The 23,876-nt window shown below is 52.8% G+C and carries 21 protein-coding genes; 19 read left to right on the top strand and 2 right to left on the bottom strand.

What is annotated here, in order from left to right; translation table 11 throughout:
- Positions 1–29 precede the first annotated feature (29 nt).
- From NUV48_11855 to NUV48_11790, 14 genes are all read left to right on the top strand, one after another.
- Complete coding sequence (locus tag NUV48_11855; protein ID MCR4442832.1) at positions 30–1,370, top strand: TRAP transporter large permease subunit; 1,341 nt, start codon at positions 30–32, stop codon at positions 1,368–1,370.
- Positions 1,371–1,517: 147 nt separating this feature from the next.
- Entirely contained in the window at positions 1,518–2,564 is a 1,047-nt protein-coding gene (locus NUV48_11850; GenBank protein MCR4442831.1) for a TRAP transporter substrate-binding protein, read from the top strand.
- 60 nt (positions 2,565–2,624) lie between these two features.
- Positions 2,625–3,518, top strand: coding sequence for a hypothetical protein (locus NUV48_11845; protein MCR4442830.1), 894 nt, complete (start codon positions 2,625–2,627; stop codon positions 3,516–3,518).
- Positions 3,519–3,552: 34 nt separating this feature from the next.
- Positions 3,553–3,858 carry a hypothetical protein gene (locus NUV48_11840; protein ID MCR4442829.1) on the top strand — a complete coding sequence of 102 codons (306 nt, stop codon included), beginning with the start codon at positions 3,553–3,555 and terminating at the stop codon, positions 3,856–3,858.
- A 27-nt stretch (positions 3,859–3,885) separates the two neighbouring features.
- Positions 3,886–5,190 carry a hypothetical protein gene (locus tag NUV48_11835; GenBank protein MCR4442828.1) on the top strand — a complete coding sequence of 435 codons (1,305 nt, stop codon included), beginning with the start codon at positions 3,886–3,888 and terminating at the stop codon, positions 5,188–5,190.
- Positions 5,191–5,238: 48 nt separating this feature from the next.
- Positions 5,239–5,466 carry a hypothetical protein gene (locus NUV48_11830; GenBank protein MCR4442827.1) on the top strand — a complete coding sequence of 76 codons (228 nt, stop codon included), beginning with the start codon at positions 5,239–5,241 and terminating at the stop codon, positions 5,464–5,466.
- 258 nt (positions 5,467–5,724) lie between these two features.
- Entirely contained in the window at positions 5,725–7,026 is a 1,302-nt protein-coding gene (locus NUV48_11825; GenBank protein ID MCR4442826.1) for an FAD-dependent oxidoreductase, read from the top strand.
- A gap of 105 nt (positions 7,027–7,131) precedes the next feature.
- Positions 7,132–8,811, top strand: a complete 1,680-nt coding sequence (locus tag NUV48_11820) for a dihydroxy-acid dehydratase (protein MCR4442825.1) — start codon at positions 7,132–7,134, stop codon at positions 8,809–8,811.
- 102 nt (positions 8,812–8,913) lie between these two features.
- A complete protein-coding gene (locus tag NUV48_11815) occupies positions 8,914–10,065 on the top strand; it encodes an iron-containing alcohol dehydrogenase (GenBank protein ID MCR4442824.1) in 1,152 nt (383 codons plus the stop codon).
- A 24-nt stretch (positions 10,066–10,089) separates the two neighbouring features.
- A complete protein-coding gene (locus NUV48_11810; GenBank protein MCR4442823.1) occupies positions 10,090–12,018 on the top strand; it encodes an aldehyde ferredoxin oxidoreductase family protein in 1,929 nt (642 codons plus the stop codon).
- A 25-nt stretch (positions 12,019–12,043) separates the two neighbouring features.
- Positions 12,044–12,550: a TRAP transporter small permease subunit gene (locus NUV48_11805; protein ID MCR4442822.1), complete on the top strand. Its 507-nt coding sequence runs from the start codon at positions 12,044–12,046 to the stop codon at positions 12,548–12,550.
- Between the two features lie 55 nt (positions 12,551–12,605).
- Complete coding sequence (locus tag NUV48_11800) at positions 12,606–13,925, top strand: TRAP transporter large permease (protein ID MCR4442821.1); 1,320 nt, start codon at positions 12,606–12,608, stop codon at positions 13,923–13,925.
- A gap of 252 nt (positions 13,926–14,177) precedes the next feature.
- Positions 14,178–15,233, top strand: a complete 1,056-nt coding sequence (locus NUV48_11795; protein MCR4442820.1) for a TRAP transporter substrate-binding protein — start codon at positions 14,178–14,180, stop codon at positions 15,231–15,233.
- 233 nt (positions 15,234–15,466) lie between these two features.
- Entirely contained in the window at positions 15,467–16,606 is a 1,140-nt protein-coding gene (locus NUV48_11790) for an iron-containing alcohol dehydrogenase (GenBank protein MCR4442819.1), read from the top strand.
- A 12-nt stretch (positions 16,607–16,618) separates the two neighbouring features.
- Here NUV48_11790 and NUV48_11785 read toward each other — a convergent pair whose 3' ends face one another.
- Positions 16,619–18,016 (bottom strand): MFS transporter, encoded by a 1,398-nt coding sequence (locus NUV48_11785; GenBank protein MCR4442818.1) that lies wholly within the window; start codon positions 18,014–18,016, stop codon positions 16,619–16,621.
- A gap of 169 nt (positions 18,017–18,185) precedes the next feature.
- On the opposite strand from NUV48_11785, the gene NUV48_11780 reads away from it, so the two are divergent.
- The 5 genes from NUV48_11780 to NUV48_11760 all read left to right on the top strand — a co-directional run bounded on the left by NUV48_11780 (position 18,186) and on the right by NUV48_11760 (position 22,640).
- Positions 18,186–20,063, top strand: coding sequence for an aldehyde ferredoxin oxidoreductase family protein (locus NUV48_11780; protein MCR4442817.1), 1,878 nt, complete (start codon positions 18,186–18,188; stop codon positions 20,061–20,063).
- 98 nt (positions 20,064–20,161) lie between these two features.
- Positions 20,162–21,430 (top strand): aconitase X catalytic domain-containing protein, encoded by a 1,269-nt coding sequence (locus NUV48_11775; protein ID MCR4442816.1) that lies wholly within the window; start codon positions 20,162–20,164, stop codon positions 21,428–21,430.
- Between the two features lie 5 nt (positions 21,431–21,435).
- Entirely contained in the window at positions 21,436–21,876 is a 441-nt protein-coding gene (locus NUV48_11770) for a DUF126 domain-containing protein (GenBank protein ID MCR4442815.1), read from the top strand.
- Positions 21,877–22,001: 125 nt separating this feature from the next.
- Complete coding sequence (locus NUV48_11765; GenBank protein ID MCR4442814.1) at positions 22,002–22,184, top strand: 4Fe-4S binding protein; 183 nt, start codon at positions 22,002–22,004, stop codon at positions 22,182–22,184.
- A gap of 96 nt (positions 22,185–22,280) precedes the next feature.
- Positions 22,281–22,640 (top strand): cupin domain-containing protein, encoded by a 360-nt coding sequence (locus NUV48_11760; GenBank protein ID MCR4442813.1) that lies wholly within the window; start codon positions 22,281–22,283, stop codon positions 22,638–22,640.
- Positions 22,641–22,769: 129 nt separating this feature from the next.
- Here NUV48_11760 and NUV48_11755 read toward each other — a convergent pair.
- A partial coding sequence (locus NUV48_11755; protein ID MCR4442812.1) for an Ldh family oxidoreductase occupies positions 22,770–23,876 on the bottom strand: 1,107 nt, incomplete at its 5' end.

Raw genomic sequence — 23,876 nt, 5'->3', positions numbered from 1 at the left:
AATTAAAAAATGGCGAGGGAGGTCTAACATTGTTAACGGTTTTGGCCGTCATAATAGCGATCCTTTTGATTTCAATTCTTATTGGCACACCGGTCGCCTTTGCTCTGGGTTTCACCACCATCGCCTCCATCGTACTCTTCATGAATCCGTCTCAGGTCTCACAAATAAGCCGTATCGCTTATGAGCAAGGGATAAGCATTAACCAGGTGGTGGTGCCGCTGTTTATTCTGATGGCCGAATTCCTGGCTAAGGGGAACGTTGCGGCAGATATCTTTACGGTCTTAAACAAATATCTCCACAAGATCAAAGGCGGCTTGGCCATTAGTGCCACGCTAGGGTGCAGCATTTTCGCCGCCCTCTGCGGATCAAGCCCTGCCACGGCGGCGGCCATCGGCCGGGTATCCATCGCGCAGATGGTCGCACGGGGATACAGGCAGGAGTTCGCGGCAGGGGTGGTGGCTGCTGCCGGCACGTTGGGGATTATGATTCCTCCCAGTATCCCCTTTGTCATGTATGGCATCATTACCGAGAATTCCATTGCCAAGCTGCTGATCGCGGGGATTTTGCCTGGTCTCATGTTAAGCGCCATGCTGTGCATCTTCATAATGATCAGGGTTAAATTGAACCCCAAGCTGATCGAACAAGGATTGGCAGCAGCAGAACAGAAGGCGGCTGCGGAGGCGGCCAACCCCAAAATCGACGATATCTCCGGCCGCACCACTGTTTACCAGGATTTTAAACTGATCATACCTCCCGCAATTTTGATACTTCTGGTGTTGGGTTCCTTGTATACAGGCTGGGCTACCCCCACGGAATCAGCCGGAATTGGCGGCATAGGAGCCTTGATGATCGTTTTGCTGTTAAGAAGATTCTCCAAACCGCTTCTGACGGATGTGCTTACAGCCACAGCCCGCACAAGCACAATGATTCTGTTTTTGGTGATTTTTGGGATGTCGCTGAGCTATGCCGTCGGCTACCTTGGCCTGGCCCAGGACATCGCAGATTTGATTGTGGGGATTGGAATCAACAAATATGTGGTTATCGTCTTGTTGTACGGCTTGTGGTACATTATGGGATGCTTGATGGATCCGGGCAGCATGGTCATTTTAACCATACCGTTCATTTATCCCACCCTCATAGCTCTGGGGTTTGATCCCATTTGGCTGGGAGTAGTTTCCACCTTGTGCGTGGAAATCGGCATGATCACTCCGCCGGTCGGTTTTAACCTCTTCATTATCAAGTCGTCATGTGACATACCGATGCAAAAAGTGATCGTCGGCGCCTTGCCTTTCGTTATACTGCTCACTTTGGCCTTGGCCATTCTGACGGTTTTCCCGGAGATAGCAACCTATTTGCCCTCGAAGATGTAAGGCGAATAGAGAACAAAAAAAGGAAAAGAGGTGGTGGAGGGACAGGCATATCTAAGACTGGAACGGGTATTTTTCAGGAGCCTCTGGCGAAGCGTCCAACCCTGGTCCTTGAGTTTTCAAAAAATTAAAATTTGGGGAGGAATAAGAATGGCAATGAAAAAAAATTACGCCATCCAGGCACTTGTATTCTTGGTGGTGGTGGCCCTTGTTTTTGCGGCCGGCTGCCAGCAAAAACCGGCCGCTGATAAAGCGCCAGCCGCGGGAAACACGGCTCAACCCCAGCCCGTTACCTTGCAACTCAGTCACAGCCAGCCGCCCAACGGCATCAGCGGCCTCAGTTATGAATATTTGGCGAGGACCATTGAAGAAGAAAGCAAAGGGCAGCTTAAGGTAAAAGTTAGCCCTGCCGGCAGCCTGGTGTCGGATGCGGGCGCGCTCGAAGCGATACAGGCCGGCAACGTGGATATTGCGCACTTCCAGGTGGCCAACCTTACACCCACGATGAAAGAGTTGACGCCTTTTGAAATACCGGGGGCTTATCCTGGCAACAAGTTTACGGATTTTGACAAATTGACCACGCCCATTGTGAAAAAGATTTTCGATAAATACGGGGTTAAGTACCTCGGACCGATCGGGCAAGACACGATGGTGTATGTCTCTAAAAAGAAGGTCCTGAAGACGCCGGCGGACTTCAAGGGATTGAAGATACGGACAGCCGGCAAATGGGCGGGCGAGGCCGTCAAATTGTGGGGAGGAGCCCCGGTCACCGTTCCGATTGGCGATCTGCCGACAGCCCTTCAGCGGGGGACGGTGGACGCGGCGTATACCACTTGGATAGCGACCAACACCTTCAAACTTTATGAATCGGCGCCGTATATCACTTTTAATAACCAGCAGGAGACCTTTGTCGGCGTGATGATGAACCAAAAGAAATGGAACAGCTTGACCAAAGACCAGCAGGACGCCATCGACCGGGCGATGGAGAAATTCAAGGTCTACAGCATGAAGCTCATTGTCGACGAACGCGATAAGTTCAAAAAGGTGCTGAGCGACGCCAAGTGCACCGCGTATGTCCTGAACGATGCCGAGAATGCGGCGTTCAACTCCAAGGCGGCGCCCCTGATGGAAGAAGTCAAGAAGATTGCCGGGTCGGAAGGGGCCGAGTTGATCGATGCGTTTAATAAACTGAAGTGATGTTGACGCTGCGGGAAAAAACTGGAGGAAAAAATAAAATTATTAAGGGCGTGACATTTGATGTCCAGTGGGATGAAGAAAGCGCTGACGAACGAGGTCAAAAATACGGCGATAAGACTTGGCGCCGACCTGGTCGGGATCACCGATCCGGCGTCCCTGGACGGGTCGCCGGACGGTCACCCTTCACCGTTCCGCATTTTGCCGCAGGCGCGCTCGGTGGTCGTGGTCGCCAGGCGCATGCCTTACGGCGCGTTGGAAATCCCGCACCCTCCCTTTGACGGGCCGATAGATGAGCTGGAGGTCGTTAACGGCGGGGTGTCGGTGGCGTCGTACATGACCATGTTCTTTAATCTGCAGCACCTGGTGTTCGACCTGGCGTATTTCATCGAAAAAACAGGCTATATAGCCGTGCCTGTTTCCCCCTCGCACGGCAGGGACGAAAAGAGGTGGGTCGGCACCATATCCCTGCGGAAAGCCGCCGAACAAGCTGGTTTGGGAGAATTTGGGCGCCACATGCTGATTATTACCCCCCAATATGGGCCCCGGGTCTTTTTCGCAGCTGTTATAACCAGCGCGGCGCTCGAGATTGACGGCCCTCAAACCGGACGACAGGGCTGCGAGGGGTGCGCCGTCTGCAATGCTGCCCGGCGGTGCCCGGTGCATGCCATTAACGAAACCGGCGAAGGGTTCAATCGGTTGAGATGCGTGTGGGGAGCCTCCTGGGGGTTGTACAAGGGGAGCGGCGGGCAGCAGCCGCCGGAAGACTGGATGAAATGCAACAGCATTGCGGAAGCGGTGCAACTTGTGCCCAAATATAGACAAATGTACCCGGACATCGACTATTATATGCAGCTGTCGACCAAATACATGGGCTACCAGAACTGCAACGAATGCCTGGTTCACTGCGTAAAAGGGAAGCAGTCCAGCAAAGAAATGTTTTATGCTCAATCCTGATAAACAAATCGACTGGTCCAAGGAGTGATTCAAATTGGAGAATAGGGATTGCGTTTATCGATGCCTGGATCCTCGAGGCAATCCGCCCGACATTGAGTACCTGCCTCCCAGCAAACGGCTGGCGGCACTCGACGACAAGACGGTCTTCTTTGTCGATATTGGGAAACCGGGATCAGATGTCCTGTTAAAGACAGCAATGGAAATGATGGAGAAAAGGGTGCCGTCGGCCCGTCTGGTTTATTACCCCAAGAACACCAGCTTTATGAAACCGGAAAGCGAGGAGTGGTGGAAAACCATCGAAGAGAGGGCGGACGCCGCAATAGTGGCTCTCGGTGACTGAGGGACCTGCACCATGTGGTGTATCCACATGCAGATTAGAATTGAAAGGCTCGGCATTCCGACGGTGGCAATAATCACGACGCCGTTCAGGCGGGACGCCAAAGCAGCCGCCGAGATTTACAAGATGCCCCGCGTGAGGATGGTGGCCCTGCCTCACCCCATCGCCGACGTCGACGAGAAGACGATCCCTGCCAAGCTCGAGGCGGCTTATGAGGACATTGTACGAGGGCTGACCTCTCCGCTCACCCCTGAAGAGCAGGAAACCGGTGTTATCAAGGCGACGCCCCGGCCGAGGGTCGTAATGGAAGGGACACTGTGGCAGGTGCACAAAAGTTTTGTGGACATGGCGATGAGCGATGGTCTGCCGGTTATTCCGCCTACCGAGGATAGAGTGAAAGAGATGCTCAAGGGAACGAGCCATTCTCCTGATGAGATCATTGGTAGGATGGATCCCGAAAAGTGGGAAGTCACGGTGGAAAAAGTGGCCATCAACGGGGTCATGGCGGGTTGCCTGCCGGAATACATGCCGGTTTTGTTGGCGGCGGCCGAAGCGATGACCGAACCAAGCCTGGACACGGAGTCGGATGCCGGCAGCACAAATTCCTTCGCTTATTGGGGGTTCATCAACGGCCCTTACGCCGGGGAAATAGGCATGAATTGCGGGATAAATGCGTTGGGGACCGGCAATTGCGCCAATGCGACAATCGGACGGGCAATAAGGTTGTTCCTGATCAATTTGGGAGGGTCCAATCCGAGCAACCGCAATGTCTCCTCCCAGGGCAACCCTCTGAAGTACGGGTTTTCCTTTTCCGAAAATGAAGCAGAGAGCCCGTGGCAGCCGTTCCATGTGGACAAAGGGTATAAGCCGGAAGAAAGCACGATTACGCTCTTCAAGACATGGGGCTTTCGTTCCACTCCCCTTAGCGGCAAAGGGCTCGGTCTCGACAACATGGTTTGGACCGCCAGGAATATGGACAGCGCCATCGGCTTTAATCCCTGGCGGGGCCTGGTCATACTGTTGGATCCCCTGTTGGCCAAACAGATTGCCGAACAAGGGATGAGCAAAAAAGACGTGCAGGAATTCATGTGGTTGAGCCTGCAACGGAGCATAGAAGAATGGAGAAACAGCTTCATCTATACGGTGGATGTTCGCCACAACCTGTATCCTAGATGGTACCAGTATCTCGCTCCCGAGGTCATGATACCAAAATACAACAGGCCGGAAGCCATTTCGATTGTGGTGGTGGGCGGGCAAACGAATCCATATTTCATGATCTTTGATGCGGCTTCTCCGATGCTCGGAGTGACCAAATCGATTGATAAATGGAGATAGATAAGGAACATACGGATTCAAAAGCTGGGACGAAAGAAGGGACGGCAAATGCTGAAGGAAGCTTTGAGCGATACTGCTGATTCCTTGGCTGTGCAAGGATATGTACTTAAAGCCGGGCAAACCGCCGACGGCGACATCGAGGTAATAATCGAAGCCGGACCTGATGCCTGTAAAGAGTGTCTGACCTCCAGGGCCGTTTTGGAAAAAATAATTGCGTCCGAGCTGCAGGAAAAGGGTGTCCAGTACAGAAGGCTGATTGTTACAATGCCGGATTAACTCGAGTACAGGTGTGCCCAATAATTGCCGCAATCGCTGGTTAAGTCCCGGTGATCCTGGATTGCTTGTATTGTCTGATACTGTCCATAAATGTGGCGATGGCAGGGTACTACCTGTCATCATTTATGGGTGTTCTCAGCAAATCAAGGGCTGGTAGTCATTATAAAGGTCCTACCATTTAATCAATTATAAGTCATCGAACTGTTATCTCTGATTGCTTTTTAATTGCTGAATAAATTGTGATAAGAGGTGAACGGTATGGAAAAAGGGAAGGGATTGAATACCGCCACACGCACCGTAAAAAGAGAAGGCACGGTTCCTGCGCAGGAATTAACCGCCGACATCTGCGTGGCGGGTGCCGGCATTGCCGGGGTGTCGGCTGCGCTTGAAGCCGCGCGCCTCGGGCGCAGGGTGATACTGTTTGACTGTTTGCCGGCCTTGGGCGGTCAGGCCGTGAACTCGATGATCCACATGTTTTGCGGCCTGTTTTCCAACGGTCCCAATCCTTACCAGTTTACCCACGGGATCGCCGACGACATACTGCGCGACCTTGGCCGGGCAGGTGCGCTCCATTACCGGCGCGGAGCCTGGACCACGGTAATGTACGACGTGGTGGACCTGGCGCGCTGGATCGAGCAAGAGGTCGCCAGGGCGGGGATCGTGGTTGTTTTGGGCGCCGTTCTGCGCGGGGCAATTGTTGAAGGGCGAAGGATACAATCTCTTGAACTGGCCACGCGCTACGGCGACTTGAAGGTAATAGCCGCGGGTTTTGTCGATGCCACCGGAGATGCCGCGCTGGCTTGGCATGCCGGGCTCCCCTGCCGCGAGCCGGTGGACGGACCTATTTACGGCAGCCATATGATGGTGCTGGAAGGAGTCGAGTATCAGGGATTACCGAACAAGGACGAGCTGTCCGAAGTAATGCGAAAAAAAGGGAAGGCTTATGGGCTGGTGCGGGCGGTCGGCCAGGTCTTCCCTTTCCCTCCCCGCGGAACGGTAACCGTCAACCTGACCCACGAGGAGACGCCGCTGGAACCGGTTGCAGCCTCTTTAAAGACGCTCGAGGGGAAGGCCCAGGCTGACCGCGTGTTCCAGTTTCTAAAAAATGAGTTTCCGCAAAATTTTGGTCAAGCGCGGGTTCGCGCCTACGCCTTGCCGGGAATCAGGCAAACGCGCTGGATTGTTGGACGGTACCAGCTGACGGCGGATGATGTGCGCTCCGGCAGGCGCTTTCCGGATTCGATCGCGCGGACGGCATGGCCTATTGAAATCCATGACTCGCTGGAAGGATATTACTGGGAGCAGTTTTCCGAGGACCATGTGCATTACGTGCCGTTTGGCAGTTTAACCCCTCCCGGTATAGATAATCTGGTGGCCGCAGGCCGCTGCCTGGACGGCGATGTGGCCGCGCATTCCAGCGTGCGCGTAATGGGACCGTGCATCGCCATGGGTGCGGCGGCAGCCCACGCGCTTGACCTTGCGGGTTCCGGCAGCGTACATGACATCGCCTTGTCTGAACTGGCGGAACGGGTTAAAGACAATGTGGAGCGCACCGATTAACCGATCGAGTTTATATGCATTGAATTAATTTTTAGCTTTTAATAAAGTTGTTCAACGAGGATGGTGCGGGGTAGGACCAATTGACAGGAACAGGAGGAGAAACCGATGAAGTCGAAAACGGAACTGCGCAGCAATTTTAAAAAGGGGACTCTGGCCTGGGCGAGCCGGCGGGCTCATTGGCGGGCCATCGGGCTTACGGATGAGGACATGGAAAAACCGAAAATTGCCATTGTCAATTCTTCGTCCAGCCTGGCCCTGTGCTTTACCCATCTTGACGCGATAGCGCTGAGGCTCAAAGAGGAAATTCGGGCTGCCGGGGGGCTGGCGTTTGAGATTCGCACCGCCGCACCGAGCGATTTTATCACGGCCGTGGGCCGCACCGGCGGCTATATCCAATCGACACGTGATTTGATTGTCAACGATATCGAGGTTGCCGTGGAAGGGGCCCAGCTTGACGGGATGATATGCCTGGCCTCCTGCGACAAAACGGCGCCCGGCCAGCTGATGGCGGCAGCCCGTCTCAACATCCCCACGCTGATCATCGCCTGCGGCTATCAACCCAGCGGAAAGTACCGCGGAGAGCACTGCGACATTGAAGATGTCTTCATCAACGCCGGCCATTATGCCTCCGGCAAGATTACGCTTGAGGAACTGACCGAAATGACCGAAACCGCCATCCAGGGGCCCGGCGTATGTCCGGGGTTCGGGACTGCCAATTCCATGCACTGCGTATCCGAGGCGCTGGGGATGGCCCTGCCGGGCAGCACGCCGGTGATGGCCAACAGCTCAAACATGTGGAAGACGGTGCGCCTGGCGGGGGAAAGAATCGTGCAGATGGTCTGGGAAGACGTAAAGCCCCGCGATATATTGACGCCGGAAGCGTTTGCCAATGCGGTCATGGTTATGCTGGCCGTGAGCGGGTCGATCAACACGATCAAGCATTTGCAGGCGGTGGCCAGGGAAGCGAAGTGCGAGGTAGACGTTTACGGCCTGTTCGAGCAATATGCCAGCCGCATCCCGCTGTTGACTGCAGTGCGGCCCAATGGCCAGCACACGATTGAAGAATTTGAGGCTGCGGGTGGCACAAGAGCGGTGATGAAGCAACTGGAAGGCTTCCTGCACAAGGAGGCCAGGACAATTACCGGGCAGACAGTGGGCGAGATCTTGCGTGAGGCGAAAGTGATTGACGAAACAATAATATACCCGGTGGACCGCGCGCTTTCCACCCGGCCGTCAATCGTACTGGTCCGTGGTTCGCTGGCCCCGGTCTGCGGGATCGTGAAGCTGGCGGTTGTTGATGACAGACCGCTCAAATTCCGCGGCCCGGCCGTTATATACGAATCGCGGGAGGAGGCAATTGCAGGACTGAAGAGAGGCGATGTCAAGGCCGGAGAGGTGCTTGTGCTCAGGGGGTTCGGCGTGAAGGGCAATCCTGGTATGGGGCTGCTTTCCAGCGTCATCTTTGCCCTGGACGGTGCCGGCCTGACCGGGGAGGTGGCGGTGGTGACCGACGGCCATGTGTCGGGACTGGTTAATAAAACGCTGCTGGTTTGTGAAATCAGTCCTGAGGCGGCGGAAGGCGGACCGCTCGCGCTGGTGGAGCGCGGCGACATGATTTCCATTGATGTCAAGGAGCGCGTGGTCAATCTGGAGGTACCGGAAGACGAACTCGCCTCACGCCGGGCCCGCATGGGCGCCTGGCCCACCAAGGATGACAGCGGATGGCTTTCGATATACAGGCGTGTGGTTCGGCCGTTGTCCGACGGCGCCGTGCTGGTGGAATAAAGGCTGCGAAAAATTGTCGAGCAGAACCAATAGTGAAGTTTCCATGAAGTTTTCAATCAATTTATTCTGAAATTATATTGGATATTGGCGAGGTGAGTGACAATGGGATATCAGACATTCAGCGTAAAGGGAGAAGTGACGTTCGGGTCAGGCTGTTTAGAGGAGCTGCCGGAAAAAATCATCTCCCGGAATATGAAAAAAGTCCTTATTACTTCCGATCCGGGTCTGGTCAAAACAGGGCTGATCAACAGGGTTGAAGACATGCTGACGCGCCATGGCATTGAATATGTCACATTTACCGATATTGAACCGGACCCGTCCTATAAAACGGTGGAAAAAGGAATTCAAATATTCGTGAATGACAACTTCGATGGTATTGTCGGCATTGGCGGGGGAAGCGCGATGGATACCGCCAAGGGCATAGCCATTGTGGGGAAAAGCGGAAAGAAAATCAAGGACTTTGCCGGGTATTACCTTCCCGTCGACCACCCGGTACCGCCGGTTATTGCCGTTCCCACCACGGCCGGTACCGGCAGTGAAGTTACGCGCAACGCTGTTATTACTGATGAAGAAAAGTACAAGATGGTTATTCTAAACGATAAAATCCTGCCGGCCTGTGCGCTCCTGGACCCGCAGCTGCTGGCGACGCTGCCTGCCTCCGTGGCGGCAGCAGCGGGAATGGACGCTTTGATCCATGCGGTAGAATCATATCTTTCCCTGGCCGGGTCGGTGTTTTCCTACTGTATGGCCGAAAAGGCCATGGAATTGATTGGGCCGAACCTTCGCGCGTTTGTTGCCAACAGGGCTGATCTGGAGGCAGCATCAAACATGATCCTGGGCAGCGCGTTCGCCGGGATAGCCCTTTCTTTGGCTTTGCCGTGTCAAGCCCATGCCCTTTCTCACCCGATAACCGGCTATTTTAATATTCCGCACGGGGTGGCTAATGCCGTGCTTTTCCCGTTCGTACTGGAATTCAATGCCCTGGCGGATAAAGGTAAGTATAAAAAGATATACAGCCTGATTAAACCGAATGCCCCTGATATAGATAGATTCGAACCCGGGATGCTGGTTGAAGAGATAAGGAAGCTGAACAAGGATATCGGCTTGCCTGAACGGTTCTCTGAACTGGGGGTAACGCAGGATTGCATCCCGCTACTCCTGAAAGACGCGCAACGGACAAGGATTTATTTGTTTGTTCCCCGCCAGACCACGCCCGAGGATATGAAACGGCTGTACAGTCTGGCAATTGGTTGACAATTATTTGGGGAGGTGCTGATAATGTCGATGCCCGGAGGATACATGGGCAAGGTGCTGTTTGTGGACCTCACGAGTAATGCCTATGAAGAAAGAGCATTAACCGAGGACATTTACCGGGAGTTTATTGGCGGTTACGGGCTAGGCGTAAGGGTTCTTTATGAAAGAATGAAAGCCGGGGCTGATCCCCTTGGACCCCAAAACATTCTCGGCTTTGTTGCCGGCACCCTTACCGGAACCAGGTGCCACGGCGCCGGCAGGTTTAATGTGGTGGCCAAATCGCCGCTTACCAACGGCTGGGGAGATTCCAGCTGCGGAGGCAATTTTGGCCCGGTATTAAAAAGCACCGGTTATGACGGGGTCTTTATCACCGGCCGGGCGAAAAAACCCGTTTATTTATGGATAACCGACGGGGCGGTAGAAATACGCGATGCCGGTCATCTGTGGGGCAAAGACAGTTCGGATGCCGAAGACATGATTAAACAAGAGGTGGACTCCGGTGCCGCGGTGGCTTTGATTGGCCAGGCGGGGGAAAACCGGTCGAAAATTGCTGCTATTATGCACGATTACGGCCGGGCGGCAGGAAGGTCAGGGTTGGGTGCGGTGATGGGATCGAAACTGCTCAAGGCTGTTGCGGTAAAAGGGAGCCGGCAGGTCCCTGTGGCGGACGAGTCCGCATACCGGGAGGTTCTGGCCCGCATGGGAGAAGACATTAAAACCAGGACAAGACTGGCCAATAACATCGGAAAACTAGGCACCGTAGGGATATATCTGAAAAACATCGCGATTCAGGATGCCCCCATCCAGAACTGGAAAGGGATCGCGGAGGAAGTTTACCCGCTGGAAAAAGCGAGCAATTTGGGCGGAGATGTTTATTTACAGTACATGAAGAGAAAATACGCCTGCGCCCAGTGCGCGATTGTGTGCGGCGCCATATTGGAAATGAAAGATGCCGATGGAAAGACGTATCTGACGCACCGGCCGGAATACGAGACCGTGGCCGCGTTCGGGAGCATGTGCCTGGTTGATGATCCGGAAACGGTCATCAAAGTCAATGAATTATGCAATCGCTGCGGTTTTGATACGATTTCAGCCGGCGCGACGGTGGCCTTTGCCATGGAATGTTATGAGAAAGGCCTGATAACTGAAAAAGATACGGACGGCCTTTCGCTGGAGTGGGGAAACAAGGACGCTGTCATCCCGTTGATCGAGATGATGCGCGACCGGAAGGGCATTGGCGCGCTTCTGGCCGACGGCGTGAAGGCCGCAGCCGAAAAAATTGGGCAGGCTGCCGAAGAGTTTGCCATTCACGTGGGCGGGCAGGAGCTGGGAATGCACGATCCGCGCTGCTGGCCGGGCTTCGGGTACGGTTATGTTCTGGATCCGACTCCGGGACGCCATACCACCGGCGGCGTCGGGTTCATCGAGCATGGCTGGTCGGATAAGGAATTGGCACAATTCGGCCTGGATGATTTGGGCAGCAAGAAATACGATTACAACTCGAAAGGCAAGCCGCTGGCGATTCTCAATAAATGGTTCCAGTTCTTTAACTCGGCCGGCATGTGCCTGTTCACCAAATTCGGGTATAACCATTACCCGCTGTTGGAGGCCTTCCAGGCGGTTACCGGATGGAAGGATTTTGACCTGGAAGAGGCCCTGGTGGCGGGAGAGAGGATCAACACTTTAAGGCACTGCTTCAATCTGAGGGAGGGTCTTGAACCGCAAGGCTTCAGGCTTCCCCCCAGGGCGCAGGGAATACCGCCGTTGAAGGCCGGGCCAACCGCCGGGGTAACCATCGATATGGAAACCGCCAGAAGGTCCTATTACCAGGAAATGGAGTGGGATTTAACCACGGGCCTGCCTTCGCCGCGGAAACTTGAAACTTTGAATCTGGCGGGGCTGGTGAGCGACCTTAATCTTAATAGGAGTAATAAGGTTAATAAGGAGCGTTAGGAAGCTTGTCACAGGGAGGTGAAAAGTGTTGAAATACCCGCATTTTATGTCGCGCTTCAATCTGATCATGGGGATAATATCCGGCCTGTTAATACTCATAATCGGTGCACTATCCGTGATGGAAGGCATTGTGCGCAGCGTTTTTGCAAGCCCGACTTCCTGGAGCATGGACATTTCTTTGTACATGCTGATTTGGGCGATATTCCTGGGCACATCTTATTCTTTTCAGGAAAAAGGACATGTGGCTGTGGACTTTATCCGGGAGAGGATTGGCCAGGTCTGGGACGTGAAGGCAAGGAAGGCCATGGCGGTCACCGGTTATTTGCTGGCCTTGGTTTATATTGTCGTGCTTGCAGGGGATAGCGTTCTGATGATAAAGGACGCCCTGGAACTAAATAAGCTTACCCTGGCAAACGTGCAGATTCCCATTGTTTTGTTGTATGCGGCCATGCTCGTGGGATCAGTAATGATGTTTGTCACTGTGATCTGCATCATTTCAGATTTGATCAGCGGCGGTCAAAAGTATCTATGATTCCAGGAACGCGGCCCGAAAGAACGCATTGAAGTTCAAAGGGGAGGTCATTTAATTGATACTTGTTTTGATAACCCTGCTGGCGATTCTTTTAACGGCAATCTTTATTGGAACTCCAGTAGCATTTGCCCTGGGGTTTACGACAGTTGCTTCAACGTTGCTTTATTTATCTCCAAACCAGTTGGCGCAGATAGGCACCATGGCTTTTAACCAGGGCACCAGCATGAACCAGCTTGTAGCGCCGCTGTTCATTCTAATGGCCGAATTCCTGGCCAGGGGTAACGTTGCGGCGGACATTTTCATGGTGTTGAATAAATACCTTCAGCGGGTAAAGGGAGGATTGGCCCTGAGCGCCACTCTGGCCTCCACGGTGTTCGCCGCCCTGTGCGGTTCCAGCCCGGCCACCGCTGCGGCGATAGGGCGAATTTCGATCAAACAAATGATCCACCGGGGGTACAGGGAGGATTTTGCAGTCGGCACGGTTGTCGCCGGCGGGACTCTGGGCATAATGATTCCCCCCAGCATCACCTTTGTCACGTACGGAATAATCACCGAGAACTCCATCGCCAAACTGTTGATTGCCGGTATCCTGCCCGGCCTGCTGATCAGCTTTCTTCTCTGCTTGTTCATTGTAATCAGGGTTAAATTGAATCCTGCGCTTCAAGAAGGTTCATCCAGGCAGGTTGACGAGGAAACGGCCAGCTTTGTCCAGGAGCAAGCGGGCGGCATCGGCCAGGACTTAAAGCTTCTCATCCCTTCCTTTGTATTGATATTTGTGGTTATTGGCTCCCTGTATTCCGGGATAGCCACCCCGACCGAAGCAGCGGGGTTCGGCGCCATCGGGGCCATGCTGCTCGTTCTTTACTTGAGAAGGTTGACCAAGGAACTTTTCATCAGCACGCTGCCCGCCGCCGCCAGGACCAGCACCATGATTCTCTTTTTGGTCATCTGCGGGCTGTCCTTGAGCTACGTCATAAGCTATCTGGGGCTGGCCCAATCGATTGCCAAAATCATAGTTGCTTCCGGCCTGAACAAATGGCTGGTCATGACCATGCTCTACATTTTGTGGTTTATGCTGGGGTGCTTAATGGATCCCGGCAGCATGGTCATTCTTACCATACCTTTCGTATATCCCACCATCATTGCCCTTGGCTTTGATCCCATCTGGCTGGGGGTTGTTTCCACCCTGTGCGTGGAGATCGGGATGATTACCCCTCCGGTGGGCTTGAATCTGTTTGTCATCAGAACCGTTACGGATGTGCCGATGAACAAGATAATAACAGGCACTCTCCCTTATGTGCTGGTATTGATAACCGCCTTGATAATAATAACAATATTTCCGGAGATTGCACTATATCTTCCCTCCAGGATGTGATTTTGTTGAATGCTGGGACCGGCTTAACCGGATGGCGGCGAGACTGACAGGCGGCAACCGCCAAGAAAACAGAAGGGGAGGTGGTTTCCAATGAACAGGGCGGTTTTCTAAAACCTATGCAGGCAATCGGGCCGTCTGCGGCACTGCCGCAAGGATAAGTTGCACTGGTTAGCGGCTAGTGCCGGATGCTGCCTTGTTGGCAGGCAGGTTCCTAAAGTCGATTGCAACTAAATTTAAGGAGGTGTCCTTTGCATGAATAACAGTAAAAAGGTTTATGTCAGCGTGTTGCTTATTATAGTTTTGGTTGCTTTCGCAGCCCTCTCAGGATGCAGCGGCGCTTCCTCCAAGCAAAGCGCAGCGCCTGCAGGAAACGAGGGCCAGGCGCAAGGAGGACAGGTAACGCTGAAGCTGAGTTATCCCAATACGGAAACCAGTTTAACCGGTCAGGCGTACAACTATTTTGCCAAATGTGTGGAAGAGGAAAGCAAAGGTCAGATCAAGGTTCAAGTTTATCCCGCCGCTTCTCTGGTTTCAAATAAAGATGCTCTTGATGCCGTTCGCAAGGGCAATGTGGACATTGCTCACTTTGTCGTGTCATATATATCGCCCACCATCAAGGAGCTTACCCCGTTTGAAGTGCCTGGAGCTTACCGCGGCGACAAGTACATGGAATTGGACAAAGCCACCCATTCCATAGTCGAAAAAATCTTTGCCAAATACGGGGTCAAATACATAGCGCCGTCCGAACAGGGGGGAACAACCACGTTTACCAGCATGAAAAAGCTGATTAAGTCCCCCGCGGATTTAAAAGGCCTCAAGGTGCGTGTGTCCGGCAAATGGATTGGCGAGGCAATCAAACTGTGGGGCGGGAGCCCGGTGACGATCCCGCTGGGAGACCTGCCTGTGGCCCTGGAGCGCAATACTGTCGATGTGGCATACTGTGGCTGGACGATCACGGGACCCCAAAAGCTTTATGAAACGGCGCACTACATAACTTTCACCACTCTCCAGGAGATATTCGGCGGGCTGATGATGAGCGAAAAGGCGTGGAACGCATTGACCAAGGAGCAGCAGGCGGATGTCCAAAGAGCAGCCGAAAAGTTGATGGTCTATATGCGTGATTTATCGGCTAAAATGAAGCAAGACACCATCGACGCGATAAAGAACGCCAATGGAACAGTTTACCATTTGACCGATGCCGAAAATGCTGAATTCGTAAAGGCAACCAAATCGCTGATGGAACAGGTTAAAGGCATTTCAGGCCCGGAAGGTGAAGAATTGATCAAGTCGTTTGAGGCGTTGCAATAAACGCCTCTATCAGAGGAAAGTCAGGGACGGTCAATGCCTGAATAAAATTTAACAAGCTGTAAACAGCTCAGAAATTATTACGGTATTAATGGGATGCAGCTTTCCATGCACATGAGGACTGCATCCCCCCATATTCTTTTTGTTGCAGCAGTATTCGATTGCGGCGCTTGATATCAAATAATATATCTATCATCCGAGTATGGCCTCAAAAAATTGAGACAGGTGATGTGAAAATGTATAAACGTTTTTCGTTCAGCATGAGGGGAGAAGTGACGTTCGGCGCCGGCTGCATGAAGGAATTGCCCGCAAAGGTAAGCGCCAGGCACCTGAAAAGGGTTCTGCTCATGGCCGATCCGGCTCTGGAACAGCAAAGAAAAAACGTGGAAAGAATGTTAAGCGGGAACGGCATAGATTTCACTGTTTTTATTGACATCGAAGCCGACCCCTCCACAAGAACCGTGGCCAAAGCTGTCAAATGTTTTACTGAAAACCAATGCGAAGGAATTGTGGCTTTGGGCGGTGGCAGCGCAATGGATGCGGCCAAGGCTGCAGCCTTAGTTGCTATCAATGGGGGAAAGATTGAAGATTACGAAAGGCCAAACAACCAGTGCCAGGTGGCACCTATTTTTGCCATACCCACTACGGCCGGAACAGGGAGCGAAGTATCACGGGTTGCGGTTATTACTGACAATAATAAATTCAAAATGGTTATTGGAGGAAATAACCTGGTGCCGGAGTACGCACTCTTAGATCCGGAGGCAATCACAACATTGCCGGCCTCGATTACGGCTTCATCGGGAATGGACGCCCTGATCCATGCGGTTGAAGCCTATCTTTCGTTGACCGGCAATGTTTTTACGGACTGCATGGCGGAAAAAGCCCTGCAACTGATTGGGAGGAGCCTTCGTGCCTTTGTGGCCAACCGGAGGAATCTGGAGGCAGCGGAGGACATGCTTCTGGGAAGTATGTTTGCGGGAGTGGCTCAGTCCCTGGCACGCCCCGGCAACACTCATGCCTTGTCTCATGCTTTGAGCGGCCTGTTCCATATCCCCCACGGAGTGGCCAACGCCGTGCTCTTCCCGCATGTGTTGGAATTCAACGCACTGTCTGATACCGGAAAATACAAAAAGATTTACAGCCTAATTAAACCAGGGGCAGCCAGCGGCAACAGATTTGAACCTGAAATGCTGATCGATGAAGCGAGAAAGCTGAACAAAGAGCTCGGGATACCCAATAATCTCTCAGAGTTGGGAGTAACCAAAGACGATATACCGCGTTTGCTTGCCGACACCTTGCGCAGCACCCTTTTTGAGATAAATCCAAGGCAAACCACGCCCCAAGACGTGGAGCAACTTTATCTGCGCGCTTTGTAAGCTTATTCCATATCATTCCTTGCCTTGCATGTTTGCCGTGCTGCGCGTTTTACCCCTGGCGAGTGAAGCGAAAATGCCCAGACCGCAAAGGACAGATAGAATGGTGAACGATGCACGCAGGCTCATGAGCAGCTTATGGTAATTTAACGGGTCGATATGCGCTTTTCCCAGATAATAAGCCATGGTCAAGGTTGTAATGCCCATGCTCAACGTCTGCCCGATCGAACGTGAGACGGCAATAATGGCTGAGGCCACGCCGTAATGTTGTTTGGCTACGGAATTCATTATTGCCAGCGAGTTTGGAGAAGAGAAAAAGGCAAAGCCAACGCCCAAAATAAACAAAGTTCCTAAAACAGTATGCTGCCCGGTATCCGGCGTTAAACAGGAAAGGGACAGCAGCCCCATTGCCGTTAGCAGCATACCCAGGGAAGCGACCTTCTGCGGTTCAGCCCGGTCGGACAATTTGCCGGCCAGCGGGGAAAAAAAGGCCTGCGTGGCCGGCTGTATGGCAAGCACGAGGCCGGCCTGCTGCGGCGGGAACCCTTTTATGTACTGTAAATACAGGCTCAACATGTAGCTGACGGCGTAAGTGGCGCTGTAGCTTATTAGCGCGGCCAACGAGGAGAACAAGAGGATCCTGTTGCTTGTTAACAACCTGACGTCCAGTACCGGGTCTTGAGTTTTTGCCTCATAGAAACCAAACACAACCAGAGCAAGCAAACCAATGAATACCATGGTCAGGCCAGCCCGGCCGCTGCTGATTGTGGACAGTCCGTAAATAAGGCCGAAAAGCCCTATGGAGAAAATCAACGAACCCTTGAAATCGAACCTGTTTTCTTGTGCGACTGTCCATTCCTGTTTAAGGTTTAGCAGGAGGGCGATCATTAGCGCCCCGACGGGCACCACCACAAAAAAGACGCTTCGCCAGCCGAAATTATTCGTAAGGATGCCTCCAATAAAAGGACCCAGGGATAAACCTATATAAATCGCTGCCACGTTCAGACCGAGCGCCTGCCCCCTTTCACCCGGCGGATAGGCTGACGATATGATTGCGGTGGTAGTAACCATCATCGTGGTTCCGCAGATCCCCTGCAACGCTCGAAAAGCGATCAGCATCGCCGCCGAAGAAGAAACGCCGCACAAAAACGAGGCTGTGATATGCACTGTTACCGCGATTAATAAAACCCGTTGTGGACCGTATATGTCGGCAATTTTACCCATCGGAATAATGAACATGGCTGCCGACAGCACGCTGGACAGGGCAATCCAGTTCATCAGCACGGCATTAATCGACAGATCGCGCCCTATTGACGGCAAGGTGGTGTTTATCGAAGAGAAGACATAGGGAGCCATTAATGCTCCCAGGGTTGTAACAAATAGGATTTTTCTCCGGTCTGCTTGCCCTCTCATTTAGACCTCCACGGCAATGATATTGAGAAATGGACTAACCATTATAAATAATTGTGCATCTTAGGGTTTTGATTGTCAATAACCAAAAAGGAGAGAGAAGATCCGTTTATATTCGTTTTGCAGCGATTCTGCGGGAGAATTTTGCTGAGAGATCCGGAGGTGAATGGAAATGGCTGAAGGAACACCGGGTGGATATGCGGGAAAGATTCTCAGGGTAAACCTGACGGACAGAACCGTCAGCGTGGAAAAGAAGGATGAGAAGTTTTACAGGAGGTACTTGGGCGGGAATGGATTCATAGCCTATTTTCTTCTTAAAGAGGTTAAAGCGGGTATAGACGCGTTGGGGCCGGAAAACAAACTGGTTTTTGCCCTGGGGCCTCTTACCGGAACATCCGTAATCGCGAGCGGGCGCAATGCCGTCGGCGCCAAATCTCCGCTGACCGGGGGCATAGCCCTTTCGCAGGTGGGCGAATTCTGGGGGGCCGAGCTTAAAAGGGCCGGGTACGATGCCCTGATTGTGGAAGGGAAGGCTGACCGGCCGGTTTACCTCTGGATAAAAGATCAAAACGTAAGCATAAGGGACGCCGGCCACCTATGGGGCAAAACCGTAAAAGAAGTGCAGCAGGCCATCCGCTCCGAACTGGGCGACGATAAGATACGCGTATCTTTGATAGGCCCCGGTGGGGAAAATCAGGTGCGGTATGCCTGCATAATGAACGGCTGTTATGATGCTGCCGGCAGAGGCGGCCTGGGTGCGGTGATGGGTTCAAAGAATCTAAAGGCGGTCGCGGTCAGAGGGACCTGGACGCCGCAGGCGTGCTGCCCGGAACGAGTTGCGGAACAAAACAAGGATACCCAACACCGGATAGAGACATCCTGGCGCACGATGGAATGGATGAAGTACGGTACCGGCGGTCCGGAAATCGTCGGTTTTGAGGCGGTCGGCAATTTGCCGATCCGCAACTGGCGGGACGGAGTATTTCCGGGGGTAAAGAACATCCATGCCGGAGTCATGAAAGATACTGTCCGGATAGGAATGGAGGGGTGTTATGTTTGCCCCATGCGTTGCAAAAAAAGGATAAAATTCGACGATCCCTATCCGGTGGATCCTGCCTATGGCGGACCCGAATATGAAACAATCGCCTCATTGGGCAGCAACCTGGGCATAGATGATATGAAGGCCGTAGTCAAAGGTAACGAACTGTGCAATGCTTACTCCCTGGACACCATTTCTGTGGGCGGAACGATAGCCTTCGCCATGGAGTGCTTTGAGAACGGATTGCTGACAGTTGAAGACACGGGCGGCATTGAACTGACATGGGGAAATGCCGGGGCGATGTTGAAATGCATTGAGCTTATCGCCAAGAAGGAGGGTTTCGGCAGGCTGCTTGCCGAAGGGACGTTAAGGCTTGCTCAGCAAATCGGGAAGGGATCGGAAAGGTTCGCTATGCACGTTAAGGGGTTGGAACCTGGGCAGCATGAACCAAGGCTCATGCCGGGCTTTGGTCTTGGCTTTATGATTAATCCGCACGGGGCCGATCACTGCTGCAATATCATGGACGGCAAGTATGCGGCGGATGCAGGGATCAACCCGCTGAAATCCTTGGGATACCATGACACAGTTCCTGTATACGATATTGGGCCCCGCAAGGTGGCTTTGTTCAGGGTGGAGCATTTCAAACAGGTGCTGTACGACAGCCTGCTGTTATGCCATCTCACGGGAGTAATCCTGGATTACCAGAAAATAGCCGCCCTTACTGCGGCCGTAACCGGCTGGGACACCAGCGCGGCGGAACTGTTGAGGATAGCTGAGCGGATACTGACAACGGCCAGGTTGTTCAATGTGCGGGAAGGATTCACCGCTGCCTACGATATATTGCCGCAGCGTTATTTCCAGCCCAAGATCGGCGGGGTGCTGTCCGGGAAGCCCACTCTCGATCCGGCAGCGCTGGAAAAGGCAAAAAAGTATTATTATACGCTGATGGGCTGGGATGAAAACGGCGTACCGCTGCCGGAAAAGGTGGAGGAACTTTACATCGAGCTATAATTGCTGCAAATATGGTAGCGTCGTCCGGTTTTTTCCAGCATATCATTAACGGGCGGCGGACGAACAGACACGAAAAATTATGAGGAGCGTGAATTGAGATGCGCTTGACCGATGAAGAAAAAAGGATACTGGACGGCGAGCAGGGTTATCTGGCCCAAAAATGCATGCAGTTTCTAGTCGCCTACGGTGAAGCAGCAGGTGCGGAAAGGCTGGTTGACATCGACGGGACGGCGGACCTGCATCCCGGTTTAAAGTCTTCCTGGGTCCCAGATTACCGCATTACTATTGAAGAAATCGAGGAGGCGGCTAAAAGGGGCGAGAAATTCAAGGTACCCACTTTTGGCAATAAACCTATTGCTCCCGGCTTTATTGTCGACGGGTGGGAAAACTGCTGCACTTGGCCCAACAGCGATCCGGAATACCACAAAAAGTGCCTGCAAAACATTAAACCATATGTACAAATGGGGATGATTCCCACCCTTTCATGCAATTATTACCTGGTCAGCTCGTATTGGCCCACGGTGGGCCAGCACTGTTCGTGGGGGGAAAGCTCTGCGATCCCGTGGGCCAATGCCATACTGGGAGCCAGGACAAACATTGATGGATGTTTCCAAACCGCATACTTAGGAAAGGTTCCGGCCTATGACATGCATCTCGATGAAAACAGGGCGGCGACGGTATTGGTGGAGTGTGAGGCCGAACTAAAAACCGACATGGACTATGACCTGTTTGGCTGGGCGGTAGGGGAAGCCGTGGGTCTCAAAGTCCCGGCCATAGTCGGCATCGGCAAACCGACCACCAGCCAGCTGGTCAAAATGAACTCATCGCTGAACACCGGCGGCGAGGTACGGATGTATCACGTTCCCGGCTTGACCCCTGAAGCGCCTACCCTGGAAGCTGCGTTTAAAGGCGACAAGATAAAAAAACGAATAACTATAACCCGCAGTGATTTAAAAAGGGTTTACGAAATGCTGAACTTTGCTTCTACTGACGATGTGGACTTTGTTTACTTGGGCTGTCCCCACTACAATATTCAGGAAATCCAGAAAGCGGCGCGGCTGCTTGAGGGCAAAAGGTGCAAGACGAGTTTGTGGGTCATGACCAACCCCTGGACGTACAAAATCGCCGAGGCCATGGGGTACAAGGCCATAATCGAACGGGCGGGAGCAAATTTCCTGTCGGGTACCTGCGCTGGAGAGATGCGCGGGGAGATGCCGCCAGCCGCGGTTATGGCCACGGATGCGGCAAAACTGAATTATTACATGACCGGGCATCTTCATCCAAGAAAGCTGGAGGTCTGGTACGGAACTACGGAAGATTGCATCCAGGCGGCTATCACAGGCAAATGGAAAGGCGAATGGAGGTAATACTTATGAATACTGGCACAGAAAAAATCGTTCTCCGCGGCAGAAAGGTGATCGGCGGTATTGCCGAAGGAGAAGCACTTGTGTCAAAAAAGCCTTTAATGGGCTGGGGAAATGTGGATGAAAAAAGAGGTTTTACGACGGAAAGAAACCACCCCTTGTACCAGGTCCCGTTTAAGGGCAAGGTTTTGGTTTTTCCTGAACCCAGAGGTTCCGGCGGCTTTATGGGGTACGGCAGGACTAGGTCTTACGGGGTCAACCCGGCTGCCTTCGTCTACAGAGAAGGATGCGCCCTGACGGTCCTTGCCGCCATGATCGCAAACATTCCGACTGTTACGGATTTTGATCGGGATCCGATAGAAATAATCGAAACCGGCGATTATGTCATTGTAAACGGCGACGAGGGAATCGTTGAGGTGTTCAAAGGCGGCCTGCAGCGGCAAACTTGAACGTTATTAATAAGCATAACCGATAAATACAATTATAAACATAAATTGCGCTAATGAATAAAACCGAAGTAAGATAGACTTAGAATCAATCCAGTATTTTTAATAACGAATCAGGAGGGTCATCGGTGCTCAAAGTGGATAAAGCAAAATGCAGTGGCGATGCGGTTTGCGTTTCGGTTTGCCCTGTTGGCGCCCCGAAAATCAGCGAAACCGACGGGAAAGTGGAAATTGACAGCAGTTTATGCGTAGAATGCTATGCCTGCATGAATACATGCCCTCAGGAGGCGATTTACGAAGAAAACGATTGATTGAGGGAAAGCCCTTGTGTACCGGCTTGACTTCCGGCAGGCAAGGGGAAAGGCCGCCGTTTATATGGCAAAATTACTTTGTGGAGGTATGAAACGATGAAGAAACTGATTGTCAGGGAAAGCGAAGTGGAGGGAACAAGGAGAGAACCTCCCCGCGTGTCGAAACTTCTGATTTGCGAAAAGACCGTGGGTGCAAGACAGATTTCCATGGGGACGAATGTGACGGAACCCGGGAGCAGGATCCCCCTGCACAAGCACACCGACCAGGAAGAAGCCATGTACGTGGTCTCCGGCAGGGGCAAGCTTATTGCCGGCGGGGAGGAGTATGAGCTTTATCCCGGCACCTGCATTTTTTCGCCGATCGGGGTAGAGCACGAGATTATCAACACCGGCGATGAGCCGTTCAAAATCGTGTGGGCCTACGCACCGCCCCTCCCGGAACACTTGAAAGGATGACAAGCTGCTGGAACGCCTTAACGGCCCGTGTTTAAAAGCACGGGCCGTTAAAAAAGCATTACCCCTCGAAAGTTTTGACGGGTAATGCTTTTATAGGGAGGATGAGGTTCCAAGATTGCCGGTCGATTTTTAAGTCAATGGGCTGGCCCCATACTTGCGCGCCAGTTTATTCAAAGATTCAACCACTTCCTCATCGAGAGGGATGCCGTTTTCCAGGTTCTTGAGGGTATTGTTGTGTTCGATTTCACCGGGAAGGTATACGGGGCCTCCGCCGGCTGAAGGAAGCGCCTTGATCCGCTGAATGACCGCGTCGACTGATTCTTTGAACTTGGCGGGGTCGCTAAAGCTGGAGATGCTCAGGGCGCAGAAAAGATGGCCAGTCTTGGACGGGCCGCTAAAGTCGGTCACGTTTAAGACTTCGCCGGTTAAAGCTGTTGCGGTCAGCACCCCACATAAGATGTCAATAACCAGGGACAGGCCGGAACCTTTAACCCCGCCAATCGGTTCAAGGCTTCCCGCCAGCGCTTTTTGCGGGTCGGTGGTCGGTTTTCCTTCGCTGTCCAGGGCCCAGCCAAGCGGGATAGCAGCATTTTTTAGAGCAGCGTACCTGATTTTACCCCTGGCCACCACGGAAGAAGACATATCGAGCACTATCGGCACCTGCTTCGCCGCCGGTATAGCCACAGACAGCGGGTTCGTCCCCAAGAGAGCCGCAGTCGTCCCGTAAGGGGCCATGGCCGGCGAGGCGTTGGTCAGCACGATTCCCACCATGCATTCTTTCAAGGCCAGCATCGAATAATAGGCCGTAATGCCGAAATGGTTGGAATTTTTCACCGCGACTATTCCCGCCCCGTTTTTATGGGCCTTGCTTATCGCCAGCTTCATGGCCTTGTGCCCGGCGACCTGGCCGAAAGAATTGTTGGCGTCTATTAATGCGGTGGCGCTGCGGTCATTTAGCACCTCTACCGGAGCGTCGGCTTTCATTACGCCGGCTTCAATGCGACCGATATATACAGGCAGCCTGACTATACCGTGGGATTTGACTTCCCTGAGGTCGGCAGTAAGCAGGGAATCGGTTATAATCTCGGCATTGCCGGGGGTCACGTTGAGCTTTAATAAGATTTCATTGGAAAAATCCTGCAGTTTCTTTACCGGAAACAGTTGGGCGGACGACATTTTTTCACCTCCTAGTACAATATAGTTGTAATCAATCAGCGACTTAATCGCCGCTGTAAT

Source organism: Peptococcaceae bacterium, assembly GCA_024655825.1.
Taxonomy (GTDB): Bacteria; Bacillota; Peptococcia; order DRI-13; family PHAD01; genus JANLFJ01.
The sequence above is the reverse complement of the archived record's forward strand: the minus strand, read 5'-3'. Positions and strand labels throughout refer to the sequence as shown.